Below are 1,210 nucleotides of genomic sequence, written 5' to 3'. Positions count from 1 at the left end.
GCCGCCGCGTGGGTCCGGGTGGCCGCCGCGGCGATCCGCACCAGCCGCCAGAGCGCCGCCTCGCCGCGCCGCAGCCACCAGCCGGCCACCAGGGCCGCGGCCAGGTGGGCGCCCAGCATGGTCGGCGTCATCCCGAGCACCCCGCCCTGCCACCAGGGCGCGGTCGCGTACGCCTGCGGGTCCAGCCCCGCGCCCGCCACCAACTGCTCGGCGGTCGGGTTGCCGGGCAGGCCGGCCAGGGTGCCCGGCCGGGCCTCGTTGCAGATCAGCCGGCCGGCCACCTGCGGCAGGGTCAGCGGGCCGGAGCCCGGCGGACCGCCGTGGTGCGCGCCGGCCGCACCGGCGGCCGCGTGGCCGCCGAAGGAGTGGAAGAGGCAGTGCAGGCCGAACTGGCCGGCCGCCAGGGCCCCGGCGATCGCGCCGAGCGAGCGCTCCCGCCCGCCGAGGGCGGCGGAGAGCACCAGGACGGCGGCGAATCCGGTCGCGAGCGCGGGAAGGGCGACGTCCCCGCCGCCTGCCAGCGCGTGCCCGGCCGCCGCTATCAGCGTGCAGACCAGGCCGAACGGGACCGCCCGGGCAAGCCGCAGGTCCCAGGCGGCGGCCCCCACCGGCGCGTCCGGTGCGGGGGCGCCCGGGTGCGGGGCGGCGGCTGGGGCAGTCATGGCCGGGCCATCATCTCATCGCCCACCCCCGCGGGACCGGCAGGGTGGGAAATCCCTACGAATGCCCCTTTCGGCCCCGCGCACCGGCCCGCGCGCCCCCCGGCTACGCGCCGCCCGGCACATGCCCGTCCCCCCGTCCATCCGCCGAACGGGTGGTGGCGCACCCCCGGCACGGTTCACCTGCGCACCGTTCGGAGATACCTCGTTATATGTGGAGCCGCAGCCAGGAGGGACCTCCCGTGGACATCTGGTGGACTCTGCACCTCAAGCGCGACCCGGCCAGCGTGCCGTTGGCCCGCCGCATACTGCTGGGCGCGATGGCGACCGCCGGCGTCGATCCGCAGATCGCCCACGACCTCGGCGTCGCACTCAGCGAGGCCTGCGCCAACGCCGTCGAGCACGGCGCGGGCGGCCGGCCCGACGACGGCTACCAGGTCACCGCCTCGATCAGCGGGGACCTGCTGCGGATCGAGGTGACCGACTCGGGCCCCGGCCTGCCCGGCCCCGCCGCCCCGGCGGCCCGCCGTCCCTCCCCCGCCGCCGCCCCG

2 protein-coding genes are annotated in these 1,210 nt (G+C 78.5%); one reads left to right on the top strand and one right to left on the bottom strand.

The features are described 5' to 3' along the window. A partial coding sequence (locus ABD308_RS35495) for a hypothetical protein (protein WP_344344169.1) occupies positions 1–662 on the bottom strand: 662 nt, incomplete at its 3' end. Between the two features lie 239 nt (positions 663–901). Here ABD308_RS35495 and ABD308_RS35490 point away from each other — a divergent pair. After that, positions 902–1,210, top strand: a 309-nt coding sequence (locus ABD308_RS35490) for an ATP-binding protein (protein WP_344344167.1), incomplete at its 3' end; no start/stop codon positions are given.

It is taken from the genome of Kitasatospora putterlickiae (genome assembly GCF_039527695.1).
GTDB lineage: Bacteria > Actinomycetota > Actinomycetes > Streptomycetales > Streptomycetaceae > Kitasatospora > Kitasatospora putterlickiae.
This window is presented reverse-complemented; position numbering and strand designations above follow the sequence as displayed.